This window comes from Acinetobacter lwoffii, assembly GCF_019343495.1.
GTDB lineage: Bacteria > Pseudomonadota > Gammaproteobacteria > Pseudomonadales > Moraxellaceae > Acinetobacter > Acinetobacter lwoffii_P.
Genome location: NZ_CP072549.1, coordinates 650,099 through 665,786, shown reverse-complemented (window position 1 = coordinate 665,786; position 15,688 = coordinate 650,099). Strand labels below are relative to the sequence as shown.

Below are 15,688 nucleotides of genomic sequence, written 5' to 3'. Positions count from 1 at the left end.
AAAATAGCGAAGTAGTAAAATCAAATCGCCAAACCCAATTTTACTATTCGCTATGCCTCGTACCATGCTGACAGATCAACACTGGCAAAAGTTGAAAGTTATTCTGCGTAATTTATCCATTCACCACAACTCAAATTTACGCAATTTTATTGAAGCTATTCTCTATAGAATTAGAACAGGCTGTCCGTGGCGAGATATTCCTTGTTGTTTTGGTCATTCAAACTCTATTTTCAAACGTTTTAATCGTTGGTCAAGCAGCGGTAAGTTACTTAGATTATTCAAATTACTAGCCTCATGCCCCGATATGGAGTGGATTTTTATTGATGGCTCTCATGTACGTGCTCATCAACATTCTGCCGGCATAGCGAATCAATCTATTTCTAAAAGTGTAGGAGGAAACTCCTCAAAAATACATTTGATTGTTGATGCACATGGCAATCCTATTGATTTCGTGATTACCGATGGAACCACACATGATGTTAAAGTTGCACCTGATTTAATATCAACATTAGATTTAAAAGAGACAAAAGTGGTATGTGCAGATAAAGGCTATGATTCAGAACCACTGCGTGAACAGATCAGGAAAACAGGGACTAAAGCGAATATACCAAAGAAAACAAATAGCCAATCGAACAATGACCATATGGACTGGTATTTATATAAAATCAGGCATTTAGTTGAAAATATGTTTTGTAGATTAAAGCAATTTAGAGGAATAGCTACTCGATATGACAAGCTCAAAAGAAATTATCAAAGTTCTGTTGCTTTAGCCTGTATATTTTTATGGCTACCTTTATAGGGTTAATTATGAACAGTAAATGTCAACAGACCCTATAAAAGAAAAAATATAATTTACTTCAGGACTGAATTTATTTGCATTATTTTCAATAAAATCAAAAAAGGATTTTTGAAAAGAGTATCTATAATCTTTCCTAAACATTACTTCTTTATAATATGCATAGATTAATAAATTTATATACTCTAGCTTTATTCGATCCGAATATTCAAAATGATGCCCTAATTCCCCATACTCATTATCAAATACCAACTTTAAACTTAAATCATTTCTTTTTTTGATCTCTATACAGTGTTCTTCAAACTCATTTAGCCTTTCATTATCATAAAGATCTATAGAATCTAAATTTTTTAGTAACTCCTTTTCCCACTCATCAATATCTGTCCTTTCTTTAATTTCAGAAATATATTTTTTTAATTGAATGATAACATTGCTAAATGAATTACTAAGAAATGAAAAAGCCATACTAAACCAATTTTTATAATTAAATAATGGTAATTTTCTTATAAATCAAAAACTAAAGCAATATCAATAATCATTAAACTATCTTTGATGGGATATTCATTCACACCTTTTTTACAATTCATCCATATAGAATTTTCAATGAAATTTTTATGATGTTTCTTTATCAGGAAGAAATTTAGGTAGGCATTCTGAACCTTTCTTGGTGTTCATCGAACATAAACATTTTAGGTCGTTCGCTTCCCTACAGGGAGTTTAATGAAACATTTTGAATGTGCCGTCTGCAAGCAACAGCTGTTTTTTTACAAATCAGTTTGTGATCACTGTCTGTCACCGATCGGTTATATCGCTTCGGAAAAAGAGCTATGCGCATTCGAAAAACAGAGTGCTGAGCGATGGGTTCCAATCGCCAAGAACTACCAACATGCCAGTTATAAACCCTGTCACAATTATGTAAATTATCAGGTATGCAACTGGATGATCCCCAGCGATGAAGACGAGGAATTTTGTGAATCCTGTCAGTTGACCCATGTCATTCCTGATCTGGAAAATTCTGAGAACCTGATTTACTGGTTTCGACTGGAAGAAGCCAAACGTCGATTCCTGTATTTGGCCCAGCGCATGAACATGATGCCACGCCCTAAAAAGTCTGAAGATGATCCATTTGGTCTGCGTTTTGATTTTCTCCTGCCCCAAGAAGATAAGCCTGTTTTAATTGGTCATGCCAATGGTGTCATTACCCTCAATGCCATTGAAGCTGATGTGGTTTATCGTGAAACTACACGTGTGAATATGGGTGAAAACTACCGGACTTTATTGGGTCATTTTCGTCATGAAAGCGGCCATTATTATTTTGCGCTCATGCAACATATGCATCCGGAATTGCTAGATGAATTCCGTCAGTATTTTGGCGATGAGCGGCAAGACTACAGCAAGGCACTTGAACGCCATTATAACGAAGGCGCACCAATCAACTGGCAGGAAAAGTATATCAGTGCTTATGCCACCGCCCATCCCTGGGAAGACTGGGCAGAAACCTGGGCACATTATCTGCATATGATGGAAACACTGGAAACTGCCTACTATGGTGGTATGCGTGTCGAAGGAAATGGCAGCTATCTGGCCAGTATGGATTTTAAAGAATGCCCGATTGGTGGACAGGATTTTGAACATATTCTGGAAAACTGGGTTACCTTGACCTTTAATCTGAATGCCTTAAACCGTTGTATGGGTCTGGAAGATGCCTACCCCTTCAAGCTGAGCGAAGCAGTTAAAGACAAGTTACGATTTATTCACCGGCATGTGCTGGAAAAAGTTTTTAAATAATTTAAAAAGTAATTTTTATAGTAAAAATATAGATGGAATGGGATCAGCAAAGTCTGAAAATATGGATTTTATTGTGTATTTTAAAAATTAATATGATTTAAAGAATCCCTGCTCCTGGTAAACCAAGAGCAGAAAGTCTCCAATGAATCAGTATTGAGTTTGCTACCTGAATATACGATTTAGGATGTGCTTAAATCAGTTCCACAGCAATCGCAGTCGCTTCACCACCACCGATACATAAGGACGCAATCCCTTTCTTGCCGCCAGTACGTTTTAAGGCATGAATCAAGGTCACAATAATACGAGAGCCAGAAGAACCCAATGGATGACCAAGCGCACAAGCACCACCATTAATGTTCACTTTTGCTGGATCAAGTTTAAAGCCATCAATGGCTAACATAGTGACCATGGCGAACGCTTCGTTGATTTCCCAAAGGTCAACCTCCTGAGCATCCCAACCGGTTTTTTTCAGGACTTTTTCAATCGCACCAACAGGTGCAATAGTAAATTCTGACGGATGCTGCGAATGGCTGGCATAGGCCAGAATATTAGCTAGCGGTTTTAAGTTACGCTGTGCAGCAATTTCGCTCGAGGTGATCACCAATGCTGAAGCACCATCTGAAATTGAACTGGCATTTGCCGCAGTAATGGTGCCGTCTTTTTTGAACGCTGGACGCAGAGTTGGAATTTTATCAGCCTTGGCATTTAAAGGTTGCTCATCCTGCTCTACTATCACATCACCTTTACGGCTGCTGACAGTGACCGGCACGATTTCATCTTTAAAGAAGCCTTGCTGGACGGCGGTCACGGCTTTATTTAATGAGCCAATCGCATAGTCATCCTGCTGCTCACGCGTATAGCCTTTTTTATCCGCCATTTCCTGAGCCAAAATTCCCATCGACAGACCTGTTTCAGCATCTTCCAGACCTTCCTGGAACATGTGATCAATGACTTTTCCATGCCCCATACGGAAACCGGCACGTGCCTTGTCCATTAAATATGGCGCGTTTGACATCGATTCCATACCACCTGCAACCACAATCTCTGCTGAACCGGCCTTGATCGCATCTGCTGCCTGCATCACCGCCTTCATGCCAGAACCACAAATTTTATTGATGGTGGTCGCACCAGTTGAATCCGGTAGACCTGCCTGACGCATGGCCTGACGTGCCGGACCCTGTTTTAAACCGGCTGGCAGTACGCAGCCCATGATCACTTCATCAATATCATTGGCCGCCAATCCTGCACGTGCCACCACTTCTTTAATTGCCACAGCACCCAAATCTGGCGCGGTACAGCTTGACAATGAACCTTGAAAGCCGCCCATCGCGGTACGTACTGCATCTACAATTACGATCATTTTAGTTTCATCCTTTTTCATCATTGTTATCAACCCTACATAGCCAAAGCGCTGTAGGGCTGGTCCTTCGCAATCATTGCGGGTTAAGCCTGTGCGGTAAAATAGTCTTCAGGCAACTGCATCACCAGTTCCGCACCGGCTTGAATACGTTGGATTCGTGCACTCAAATCCGGAAGTATTTTGGCCACATAATAGTTGGCCAGTACCAGTTTGTTCTGGAAGTAGCTGTCGTCTTTGGCTGCAGCGGCTTTGCTAATCCGCGCATACATATACACGAAACTTAGTAGCCCAACCGCATGTAAATAATCGACAGCAATCGCGTTGGCAAAATCAGGGTTCAGTTTAGACTGCTCGACGATGAATTTGGTGATATCTTCAAGTTGCTGGCAGGCTTCTAATGTCGCCGTTTTAATCGTCAATGAATCATCTAAATTTTGGGCAAATTCACGGATTTCAGCAATATATTCCGCGATATAAGCCCCATTACATTTGGTGGTTTTACGCCCAATCAGGTCAATCGCCTGCACGCCATTGGTGCCTTCATAAATCTGTGAAATACGCAGGTCACGAATACACTGTTCCATGCCCCATTCACGGATATAGCCATGACCACCGAAGCACATTTGCGCTTCCAGTGCAGAATCCAGTGCCTTGTCGGTCAAATAAGCTTTGGCGATTGGCGTTAACAGCGCCACACGGTCAGTCGCTTTACGCACCGCTTCAGGGTCGGTTGAGTATTTGGTAATATCCAGTTGTTGACCTACATACACCGCAAACGCACGTGAAGCTTCATTGTTAGCACGTACATTGAGCAGCATACGGCGTACATCGCCATGGACTAGAATTGAATCGGCTGGTTTTTCTGGAGATTTTGCACCAGTTGATGCACGGCCCTGTAAACGGTCCGTCGCATATTGTGCCGCATTCTGGTAGGCAAATTCTGCTGCACCAATGCCCTGAATTCCCATAGACAAACGTTCGTAGTTCATCATCACGAACATGCCGGCCAGACCTTCATTTTCATTGCCAACCATATAGCCCTTGGCGCCGTCAAAGTTCATGACGCAGGTCGCCGAGCCTTTAATTCCCATTTTATGTTCGATTGAACCGGCAGATACTGCATTACGCTCACCCAGTGATCCATCTGCATTGACCAGGAATTTCGGCACAATAAATAATGAAATACCACGTGAACCTGCTGGTGCATACGGTGTTTTCGCCAGTACCAGATGAATGATGTTTTCACTCAGATCATGCTCACCGCTGGTAATAAAAATTTTGGTGCCGGTAATATTGTACGAACCATCTTCATTTGGTTCAGCTTTGGTCTTGATAATGCCAAGATCTGTGCCGGAATGTGGTTCAGTCAGACACATGGTGCCTGACCATTCACCCGTATAGAATTTTGGTAAATAAGTTTCTTTCTGTTCCTGTGAGGCGCGGTCATTGATCGCCATACCTGCACCCACAGTGAGTAGTGGATAAAGCATAAAAGATGGGTTGGTGCTCCAGATCATTTCATCCGCCAGAACCGTGAGCATCTTCGGCATGTTTTGTCCGCCCCATTCTTCAGGCGCACCCAAGCCTACCCAGCCACCTTCAGCAAACTGTCTGAAAGCTTCTTTAAAACCTTTGGGTGTTGTCACCACACCATTGTTAAACTGAGCACCACCTTCTTCATCAGCAGGACGATTCAGGTCAAGCATAACATTCTTCGAAAATTTGCCCATCTCTTCCAGAATTGCATTTGCCGTTGCCATATCTAAATGTGCAAGATTTTCATTACCTTGCCAAAATTGTTCAGCTTGGAATACATCATTTAAAATAAATTCCATGTCTTTTAGCGGCGCATTATAAATCGGCATTTTTAAATTCCTTAAAGGGTGATACTCAATCCTGTTGCCAAATATTTTCTAATTTTCATTAGAATCCAGGCAGGCCATTTTAAAATTGTGATATCCAATTCTTGCAGTATTAAATCTATATCTAGATTCATAAAGTTGCATTGAAAATCACGTCTTCATGTTCAGTATGAGTAACTGAATATACCAGCTTAATATTGATCTACTTTCCGTACTAAACCCTGATGAATATGGGTTTAAAACAGTCAAAGGATTTAGCTTCGTGCGCTGAAACAATAAAATAATTATACTGAAAATGGAATTTTATTTAGCAAAGTTGATCTCTAGGGTTCAGTTTTCTTGACAATATTTCTGTCTGCTCAGCATCGCTATTTTTATTTGTCACCAGTTGCTGCATAAATATACAAAATGAGATAAATATCACGACCTTAGTTTTATAGCCATCGCGTGCAAAATTTCATATTCTTGGAAGGTTCTTTTTCGAAAAGTATGGACCAAGAAGATGACGACTGTAAGACAGCAGAACTTCCTTCTTCGTAAAGAGAAGATCCTCAGCATGGCGGAAAGCCTGCTACTGGATAATAATCAGGACATTACCCTGAGTGAGCTGGCCAGTGAACTGGACATCGCAAAAGGAACCATCTACAAACATTTTAAAAGCAAGAACCAGTTATATTTAGAACTGATTATTCTGAATGAAAAAAGAATTCTAGAAATATCAAAAAAGCATAATAACGATATTAAAAATTATGTTTCACAATATATGCTCTATCACATGCTCAATTCGAACCGAACCATCCTGTTACATGTCATTGAAGAGCGTTTAACCAATAACGAAAAAAATCTGAAAGAGTTATTTCAGGAGCTTTATCGTATTCGTGAAGAACGGATTATCCGGATTAAAGACATCACCCATGATTATCTGGTGGCTTTAGAAAGTGCCATGTCGATTCGCGATTATTTATCTTATATCTGGACAGTCACCTATGGCGCTTCGCTGTTATTAAATTCGACCAATTACCAAAAAGCGATTGGATCACGCGAACGTTTGATTAAGCTGTATATTAATCAGGCGCTGATGACGCCAGATAAAATCTCATCGGTATGATCACTAGAATAAAAAATGCCTGATTCAATCAGGCATTTTTTATTTGGCTGTATGAGTGCATAAGATCACTTTCGCAATCTAACTCGACAATGATCAGGCTGCCACAGGCGGGAAACCATCTTCGGTTAAAGCTGCAACAATCTCAGATTCACTGGCTGTCGATTCAACTTCAACCAGTTTAGTGGCCACATCAATATTCACAGTGGCATTTTCATCCAGATCTTTAATCGTAGCCGTGACACTGCGCGCGCAGCCACCACAGGTCATGTTTTCAATACGGAATTTCATGTTTAGCTCCATAGGATCGGTTTAAAGTTTATCTGATTCGGCAGACTATATTTAATCTGAGCTGAACTGCAGATCAGGTCAGTGCTGCTCAGGGACGACACCCTGTTCAATCTGTTTTAAAATCTGGCAGTCAGACTGTTCATTGCCGGCACATTGTTCCACCGATTGCTGTAATATCATCAGCATATGCTGCATATCGGCAATTTTCTGTTGTAAAAACTGGATATGTTTTTGTGCCAGCTGTTTAACCTCGCTGCTCTGGCGTGAGCTGTTCAGCCACAGACCAAGTAATTCTTTCATCTGCTCTGAAGAAAAGCCGAGTTCACGTGCATGCTGGATAAAACTTAAGATTTTAATATCCGCATCACTATAAACCCGATAACCTGTATCACTGCGTTTCGGAGCCGGCAACAAACCAATGTCTTCATAATAACGAATCATTTTCGCAGAGATGCCAGAACGTTTTGCCGCCTGACCAATATTCATCATACTGACTCCTTAAACTGCACCGGTTGATAGGCTTTTAATCTCAAGGCATTGCTGACGACAAACACGGAGGACAACGCCATCGCACCTGCGGCAAACATTGGCGATAACAATATACCCCAAAATGGATAAAGCACACCCGCGGCAATCGGAATTAAGGCAATATTGTAGACAAAGGCCCAAAACAGGTTCTGTTTAATATTGCGTATGGTCGCCTGACTTAAACCAATGCCTGTAGCCACATGCTGTAAATTGCCTGACATCAACACCACATCGGCTGCTTCAATCGCGACATCGGTACCGGTTCCAATCGCCATACCGACATCGGCCTGGGCCAATGCCGGTGCATCATTGATTCCATCCCCAACAAAAGTGAGCACGCCGTATTGCTGCTGGAGTTGTCGTACTGCATCGACTTTTTCATGCGGCAAAACTTCCGCAATCACCTGATCGATTTTCAACTGTTTGGCGATCGCCTGTGCGGTATGCTGATGATCACCAGTAATCATCGCCACTTTAAGACCTTGGTCATGCAAGGCCTGAATCGCGCTATAAGTAGTTGGTTTAATCGGATCGGCTACTGCAATAATCGCAGCCAGTTTCTGATTAATCGCTACATATAAAGGACTACGACCCTGATCACCGAGCTTTTGTGCAGTGGCTCTAAACAGATCGACATTTAAGCCCAAGTCCTGCATCAGACGTTCTGCACCGATATGCAGCTGCTGACCAGCAACCTGTGCTTTTACCCCTGCACCAGTGATCGAATCAAAATCGGTCACTTTACTCAGTTCCAGTTCTTGCTCACGAGCAGCCTGAACAATGGCGTGGGCAATCGGATGTTCTGACTTGGCCTCAACTGAAGCGACGAGCTGTAATACGGTCTGCTGATTAAAATCTGCCGTAACTTCAAAGTCAGTCAACAGCGGTTTTCCTTCAGTCAAGGTTCCAGTTTTATCCAAGGCGACGACTTTGGTTTGCTGCAGTAACTGTAAAGCTTCACCCTTACGGAACAACACGCCCAGTTCTGCTGCACGGCCAGTGCCGACCATAATTGAAGTAGGAGTCGCCAGCCCCATCGCACATGGACAAGCAATAATCAGTACGGCGACTGCATTTACCAATGCGTAGGTCAGATTCGGCTCAGGCCCAAACAGGAACCAGACCATAAAGGTTAAGGCCGCCAATGCCATAACAGCCGGCACAAACCATAAGGTCACTTTATCGACCACGGCCTGAATCGGTAGCTTCGATCCTTGCGCCTGTTCCACCATCTGAATAATCTGCGCCAGTACCGAATCCTGTCCGACCGCAGTGGCCTTGATTTGCAAGGTTCCGTTCTGGTTTACTGTACCGCCAACCACCTGATCGCCAGCCTGTTTGGCCACAGGCAAAGGCTCACCGCTAATCATCGCTTCATCGATATAGCTTTGCCCGGCAACGACTTCACCATCGACGGCGACTTTTTCACCCGGACGAATTTCAATCAGCATCCCTTGTTGTACATCGGCAATTGCCAGATCAACCCAGTGATTGTTTTGTTGTACTCGGGCTGTTTTTGGCTGCAAACCGACCAGATACTGAATCGCTTCCGAAGTTTTCCCTTTGGCTTTAGCTTCCAGATAACGCCCCAGTAAAATCAGCGCGACAATAACGGCGGCCGCTTCAAAATACACATGCACAGTGGACTGCGGTAACAGCTGCGGAAAAAAGGTCGCAATACAGGAAAAGCCATATGCGGCAATGGTTCCAACGGCCACCAGCGAGTTCATATCCGGTGCCAGACGCAATAGTGCCGGAATCCCATGCTGATAAAAACGCCGTCCCGGAATAATCAGCACCAAAGTGGTCAGTACAAACTGCAGATACCAGCTGTTCTGGGTTCCCAGCGTATGGGCAATAAAATGATGAAATGCCGGAATCAGATGCGAGCCCATTTCCAGAATAAATACAGGTGCTGTCAGAATGACTGCAAGCCATAAATCTCGTTTCAGTTGTGCCGTTTCATTGGCTTTCTTTTCCTGAAAAGCATCATGGCTATCTGTCGACATATCCCTACCAGATTTTATGGTGGCCTGATAACCGGCTTTCTCCACCTCAGCAATCAAGGCCGGAATCTGGGCATGCGAGGCTTTCACCCAGGCAGTTTCGGTGGCCAGATTGACCTGTGCTTCGCTGACACCTTCTACTTTTAATAAAGCTTTTTCAACCCGTGCCACACATGAAGCGCAAGTCATGCCTTCAATAGCCAGTTCAATGCGATCGCTCTGAATATCAAAACCGGCTTTTTGCATGGCTTGAGTCAGCTTGGACAATGGCACAGAATTGATCGCACTCACATGCGCCTTTTCAGTGGCCAGATTCACTTGTGCATCCAGCACGCCCTCCACTTTTTTTAGGGCTTTTTCTACGCGAGCCACACAGGATGCACAGGTCATGCCTTCAATGTTCAAATCAAACTGTTGCGTCGGTACATCAAAACCGGATTTTTCAATTGCTTGAACCAGCGCAGCGGCAGCAATTGGCTGCTGGCTTTTAATAAAAGCTTTTTCAGTCGATAGATTGACAGATGCCTCGACCACGCCTTCAATTTTTTTCAAGGCTTTTTCCACGCGAGCGACACAGGAGGCACAGGTCATACCGCCAATCTGCACCTGCTGCTCATATAAGCGGTTGCTATCTTGTTCTGCCATGCCCATCTCCATGCCTCAACTCACTTTTGAGCTTATAGCTTAAACATTCCCATCATGGTAAGGTCAAGTCTTTCATCTGACTATTTTAAAAAATGTAGCGTCCTGCTGCGATTTAAAGTCACCCAATAAAAAAGCCCGAAGATGACTTCGGGCTTGTATGCCAGTATTTAAAATATAAAATGCATCAATGTTATTCGGCAGAAATATCTTCAAATAAGATCGAAGACAGGTAACGTTCACCACCGTCTGGCAAAATCACCACAATATTTTTACCAGCATTTTCAGGGCGAGCCGCCAATTGTGCCGCGGCTGCCATAGCCGCGCCACTTGAAATGCCGACCAGGATACCTTCCTGAGCCGCCGTTTTACGTGCCCACTCGACTGCATCTGCGCTATTAATGGCAATCACTTCATCAACGAGGTCTAAATCCAGATTACCCGGAATGAAGTTGGCACCAATCCCCTGAATTTTGTGTGGTCCAGGTGTAATGTCTTCACCGCGTTTGGCCTGACCAATAATTGCAGACTCAGCGGGTTCCACCGCCACTGAATATAAAGGCTTATTTTTTACCTTTTCAAAGTAGCGTGAAATACCGGTAATGGTTCCACCCGTTCCGACACCTGCGACCAGAATATCGACATTGCCCGCAGTCGCTTCCCAGATTTCTGGGCCCGTAGTTTCTTCATGAATTTTAGGATTGGCCGGATTTTCAAACTGTTGTGGCAGGTAGTACAGTTCAGGATTTTCATTGACTAGACGTTGTGCTTCTTCAATCGCGCCTTTCATGCCTTTGGCCGGATCAGTCAGTACCAGATTGGCACCCAATGCTTTCACCACCTTACGGCGTTCAATACTCATGCTTGAAGGCATGGTCAAAGTAATGTCATAACCTTTGGCTGCCGCAACAAAAGCCAATGCAATACCGGTATTGCCGCTGGTTGGCTCGACAATATGCATACCGGATTTGAGCTTGCCAGATTTTTCAGCATCATTAATCAACGCTGCACCAATACGACACTTGACTGAGAATGCCGGATTACGGCTTTCAATTTTCGCAAGTACCGTGGCCGGAGCGGAAATCACACGATTAATACGAACAAGCGGTGTATTTCCAATCGCGTCTGCATTATTACTATAAACCGCTATACCTAAATTATTCGGTGTTGGAAAAGCTGAATCTGTACTCATGATGATATCCCTGATGTTATTGGTTCAAGTCGCTTAAACATCATACAAGCATTTTTTTGCTTTGTAGATGTTTGATGAAACTTGCACTTCATTGCACGAATGTGAACTAAAATACTTTCTGCACTATGCAATAAATTTATCTTATCTATCAATATTTAAAATATAATTTTAATTGATAATTCAATTCATTAAAAACCATAAAACTTAACTGTTTTTAGCAAGGTATTACGGGCTAAGACCCGTATAATTAGCGGGCTGTAACTTTATAATGGACATATTGAATGAAAACCGATTTTGAAATCACGACTATGCGCGATTCAGCAGAACAGGTCGTCGGCATTTTAAAATCTCTGGCCAATACCGACCGTCTTCTCATTTTATGTCATCTGTCTCAAGCGGAACTAAATGTTTCAGAAATTGAGGAAATAACTGAGATTAAACAGCCGACTCTTTCTCAGCAGCTCATGATGCTGCGTAAAAGCGATGTGGTAGATACCCGACGCGATGGCAAACAGATTTATTATTCAATTAAAGATCAAAATTTGATTGTGGTCTTAAATACCCTTTATCAATTGTATTGCGGCAATTCAGCTAAATAAAGAATCTTTCTTTTTTCAGTCATCAAGATAAGTTTCTTTAAACTCTTATTGAGGTCGTTCTACACCACTAAGATCACGATCATAGAGTTTTTCAAATGATACGTGCCTGGCTCAGATGATTCATTTTAAACATGAATCATCAGGAATTCAGATCAGCTAAGACTTCTTAGCAGAATTTGTGCATAATATATCTATATTTGTGATTTAGACCTTTTTATGCCAAATTTCAAGTCTAAACTTCTGCATAGACTGCCTGCCTGGGCATGGTTAAGCCACTACACGCCGGTCAAATTTAAGTCTGATGTGCTGGCTGCCCTGATTGTGGTGGCGATGCTGGTGCCTCAAGGGATGGCCTATGCCATGCTGGCAGGATTGCCGCCGATCATGGGCTTATATGCCAGCATCCTGCCGATGATCATTTATGCGCTGCTCGGTGGGAGTTCGACTTTATCGATTGGCCCGGTAGCCATCATTTCCATGATGACTTTTGCTACGCTCAATCCACTTTTTGAAGTCGGCTCACCAGTCTATATTGAAGCTGCGACTTTATTGGCACTGATGGTCGGGATTATTTCCCTGCTTTTGGGATTATTCCGTTTTGGTTTTCTGATCCAGTTGATCAGTCATCCCGTGATTCAAAGCTTTATTATTGCCTCTGCCTTATTGATTGCGTTTGGGCAGTTAAAGTTTTTGGTCGATCTTCCTTTAAAAGCCAATAACCTTCCGGAGTTTGTCAGCAGTTTGCTGCAATATTTCCCGCTACTGCACGTGCCGAGCCTGATTTTCGGCCTGTTCTCTATCGGTCTGCTAATCTATTTGCCCAAGTTATTAAAATCTCAGGCTGTACAAAGCCGGATCGGCTCTACAGATTTTCTGGTACGTGCAGTGCCCCTGATTTTGGTGTGTCTCGGCATTGCGGCGATTGTCTTTCTGGATTTAAAGCTTCAGGGTATTAAAACGGTCGGTGCAATTCCTTCCGGTTTTCCACCCTTGTCTTTTCCACACTGGAACTGGGAATTGGTGATGACCTTGTTACCGGGTGCCAGCATGATCGCCATGATCAGTTTTGTGGAGTCACTATCGATTGCTCAAGCCACGGCCTTACAGCAACGCAGTCATTTAAACAGTAATCAGGAACTGATCGCGCTCGGTCTGGCCAATATCAGTGCAGGCGTGAGTTCAGCTTTTCCTGTGACCGGCAGCCTGTCGCGGACGGTGGTGAATGCCGATGCCGGTGCCAAATCACCTATGGCCGGTGTTTTATCCTCGATTCTGATTATTTTCGTGAGCCTGTTCTTTACCGGATTTTTTGAAGATCTGCCGCTGACCATTCTGGCCGCGACGATTATTGTTTCCATCTGGAAGCTGGTTAATTTTCAGCCATTTTTTGATGCCTGGCGCTATTCCAAGGCAGATGGCCTTGCCATGTGGATTACCTTTCTGGGCGTGGTTCTTATTGATATTTCGACCGGTTTGATCATTGGGATCGTATCGACATTTGTGCTGATGTTATGGCGAATCAGCCGACCGCATATTGCGGTTGTCGGTCTAGTGGAAGGAACCCAGCATTTTCGCAATATTCAGCGGCATCAGGTCAGTACCTCAAACCGGGTGCTGTCACTGCGGATTGATGAGAATCTGACATTTCTGAATGCCAATAGCTTTAAAGGTTATCTGATCAATGAGATCAGTCTAAATGACCAGCTGCAACATGTGATTATTAACTGTTCCAGCATCAGTGCGATTGATCTGAGTGCTCTGGAAATGCTGGAAGATTTAAATGCAGAATTGGCCAAACTAGATATTCGCCTGCATTTTGCCGAAGTCAAAGGTCCGGTCATGGACAAGCTGCAAGCTTCTAAATTGATGACGCATCTGAGCGGGCGCATTTATCTGACCCATTTTCAGGCGATTCAGGACCTGGCACCAGAGATCTTTGAACAGCATAAAGATTATACGATTTAGAACAGCAGATATTTGAACTTATGGCCGGAGATTCCGACCGGTCATAAGTGCAGTCTTTTCTGAATTTTCAAATATAATTTGAATTTATCTATTTAACTTTGATATTTATTTCATGAATACAATTTTAAAAGCGCTGATTTATTCATCATTTTAAGAAGTCTTTCTTCAATATAAGCGCTGTTTTAAACCAATAGATTTTATAATAAATCAATAATATCAATATCTTGGTTTTTATATGAAAATATATTTTAAGCCTTGTTTAAATTAAGTATAAAATAGCGCAACTTTTTCCCAAATTTAGCCCTCGTAATTTTCACAAGGCAACCTTATGTTTTCTGCCCTTATGCGCATGAGCTTAGTCTCTCGAATCATCATCGCCATTATTTTAGGTGTGGGTGTGGCTGTGGTATTTCCCGAAGCTACTCCCTCATTAAGCCTATTGGGCGACCTGTTTATTAAAGCCTTGAAGTCTGTTGCACCGATTCTGGTTTTCATTTTAGTTTTAGCTTCTATCGCGAATTTTAAAGTGGGCCAATCCAACGCCGCCATCAAGCCGATTATGCTGATGTATGCGGTCGGTATGTTCCTTGCTGCGCTGAGCGCTGTGGTGTCGAGCATCTTATTTCCAAGTACGCTGTTCCTGGATATTGCTGCACAAGCTGACTTGCAGCCACCGGGTAGTCTGGTGGAAATTCTGAAGAATTTGCTGCTCAGCTTTGTCGCCAACCCGGTTGTTGCAATTGCTGAAGCAAACTTTATTGGTATTCTGGCCTGGTCAGTAGCATTGGGCATTGCTTTCCGTCATGCATCGGATAGCACCAAGACGCTTTTGAATGATGCAGCCTTTGCAGTGAACTATGTGATTCGTTTAGTGATCAGCTTTGCACCTTTGGGTATTTTTGGTCTGGTTGCGGTGACTTTTGCTGAATCTGGTCTGGACACGCTGACAAGCTATGTACATTTGTTGACTGTATTGTTAGGCACAATGGTGTTTGTGGCACTGGTGATTAATCCGCTTCTGGTTGCCTTAATGACGCGTAACAACCCGTATCCACTGGTGTTCACCTGTTTGCGCGAAAGTGGCATTACCGCTTTCTTTACCCGTAGTTCAGCAGCCAACATTCCAGTCAATCTGGATCTGGCAAAACGTCTGGGCGTCAAGGAATCAACTTCAAGTATCGCAATTCCTTTGGGTGCTACGATCAACATGGCAGGTGCTTCTGTGACCATTACTGTATTGTCATTGGCGGCTGTAAATACTTTGGGGATTAGCGTCGATTTCAGCACTATGCTCATTCTTTCTGTGGTGGCAACCGTTTCGGCATGTGGCGCTTCAGGGGTTGCAGGAGGTTCATTGTTACTGATTCCAGTTGCATGTGGCCTGTTTGGGATTTCTTCGGATATTGCCATGCAAGTCGTTGCAATTGGTATGGTCATTAGCGTATTGCAGGATTCTACTGAAACCGCGCTAAACTCATCGACCGATGTTTTATTTACTACAGCAGTAGACCGCGCATCAAATTGATTTTATATTGATTAATCAATATGTTTAGC

The 15,688-nt window shown here is 43.1% G+C and carries 12 protein-coding genes and 1 pseudogene; 6 read left to right on the top strand and 7 right to left on the bottom strand.

All coding sequences use genetic code 11. The features are described 5' to 3' along the window. Positions 1 to 52 precede the first annotated feature (52 nt). Positions 53 to 818 (top strand): annotated as a pseudogene (locus tag J7649_RS03175) (IS5-like element ISAba31 family transposase). Here J7649_RS03175 and J7649_RS03170 read toward each other — a convergent pair. After that, positions 806 to 1,261 carry a hypothetical protein gene (locus tag J7649_RS03170; RefSeq protein ID WP_219309323.1) on the bottom strand — a complete coding sequence of 152 codons (456 nt, stop codon included), beginning with the start codon at positions 1,259 to 1,261 and terminating at the stop codon, positions 806 to 808. The pseudogene J7649_RS03175 and the gene J7649_RS03170 overlap by 13 nt on opposite strands. Positions 1,262 to 1,516: 255 nt before the next feature. Between J7649_RS03170 and J7649_RS03165 the strand changes: the two genes are divergently transcribed. Then, positions 1,517 to 2,584, top strand: coding sequence for a zinc-binding metallopeptidase family protein (locus J7649_RS03165; RefSeq protein ID WP_004731123.1), 1,068 nt, complete (start codon positions 1,517 to 1,519; stop codon positions 2,582 to 2,584). A 190-nt stretch (positions 2,585 to 2,774) separates the two neighbouring features. On the opposite strand, the gene J7649_RS03160 is transcribed toward J7649_RS03165, so the two are convergent. Together J7649_RS03160 and J7649_RS03155 are read right to left on the bottom strand one after the other, a co-directional pair. Further along, on the bottom strand, positions 2,775 to 3,944 hold the full coding sequence (locus J7649_RS03160) for a thiolase family protein (RefSeq protein WP_004280402.1): 1,170 nt from the start codon (positions 3,942 to 3,944) through the stop codon (positions 2,775 to 2,777). Between the two features lie 83 nt (positions 3,945 to 4,027). Further along, entirely contained in the window at positions 4,028 to 5,809 is a 1,782-nt protein-coding gene (locus J7649_RS03155; RefSeq protein ID WP_219309321.1) for an acyl-CoA dehydrogenase C-terminal domain-containing protein, read from the bottom strand. A gap of 499 nt (positions 5,810 to 6,308) precedes the next feature. Here J7649_RS03155 and J7649_RS03150 point away from each other — a divergent pair, with 499 nt between their 5' ends. Further along, entirely contained in the window at positions 6,309 to 6,914 is a 606-nt protein-coding gene (locus tag J7649_RS03150; RefSeq protein ID WP_004280405.1) for a TetR/AcrR family transcriptional regulator, read from the top strand. A 93-nt stretch (positions 6,915 to 7,007) separates the two neighbouring features. Here the strand turns inward: J7649_RS03150 and J7649_RS03145 are convergent, their stop codons facing one another. The 4 genes from J7649_RS03145 to cysK form a co-directional block, all read right to left on the bottom strand. Beyond that, on the bottom strand, positions 7,008 to 7,202 hold the full coding sequence (locus J7649_RS03145) for a heavy-metal-associated domain-containing protein (protein ID WP_004731127.1): 195 nt from the start codon (positions 7,200 to 7,202) through the stop codon (positions 7,008 to 7,010). A gap of 78 nt (positions 7,203 to 7,280) precedes the next feature. Next, entirely contained in the window at positions 7,281 to 7,691 is a 411-nt protein-coding gene (gene cueR, locus J7649_RS03140; protein WP_005266316.1) for a Cu(I)-responsive transcriptional regulator, read from the bottom strand. Then, positions 7,688 to 10,387 (bottom strand): heavy metal translocating P-type ATPase, encoded by a 2,700-nt coding sequence (locus J7649_RS03135; protein ID WP_219309319.1) that lies wholly within the window; start codon positions 10,385 to 10,387, stop codon positions 7,688 to 7,690. Before J7649_RS03135 ends, cueR begins: the two co-directional genes overlap by 4 nt. A 184-nt stretch (positions 10,388 to 10,571) precedes the next feature. After that, positions 10,572 to 11,570: a cysteine synthase A gene (gene cysK, locus J7649_RS03130; protein ID WP_180180759.1), complete on the bottom strand. Its 999-nt coding sequence runs from the start codon at positions 11,568 to 11,570 to the stop codon at positions 10,572 to 10,574. A gap of 281 nt (positions 11,571 to 11,851) precedes the next feature. On the opposite strand from cysK, the gene J7649_RS03125 reads away from it, so the two are divergent. The 3 genes from J7649_RS03125 (at position 11,852) to sstT (ending at position 15,659) form a co-directional block, all read left to right on the top strand. After that, on the top strand, positions 11,852 to 12,169 hold the full coding sequence (locus tag J7649_RS03125; protein ID WP_005266304.1) for an ArsR/SmtB family transcription factor: 318 nt from the start codon (positions 11,852 to 11,854) through the stop codon (positions 12,167 to 12,169). 216 nt (positions 12,170 to 12,385) lie between these two features. Continuing rightward, positions 12,386 to 14,134 (top strand): SulP family inorganic anion transporter, encoded by a 1,749-nt coding sequence (locus tag J7649_RS03120; protein WP_219309317.1) that lies wholly within the window; start codon positions 12,386 to 12,388, stop codon positions 14,132 to 14,134. Between the two features lie 328 nt (positions 14,135 to 14,462). Next, positions 14,463 to 15,659: a serine/threonine transporter SstT gene (sstT, locus tag J7649_RS03115; RefSeq protein WP_219309315.1), complete on the top strand. Its 1,197-nt coding sequence runs from the start codon at positions 14,463 to 14,465 to the stop codon at positions 15,657 to 15,659. Positions 15,660 to 15,688: the final 29 nt, after the last annotated feature.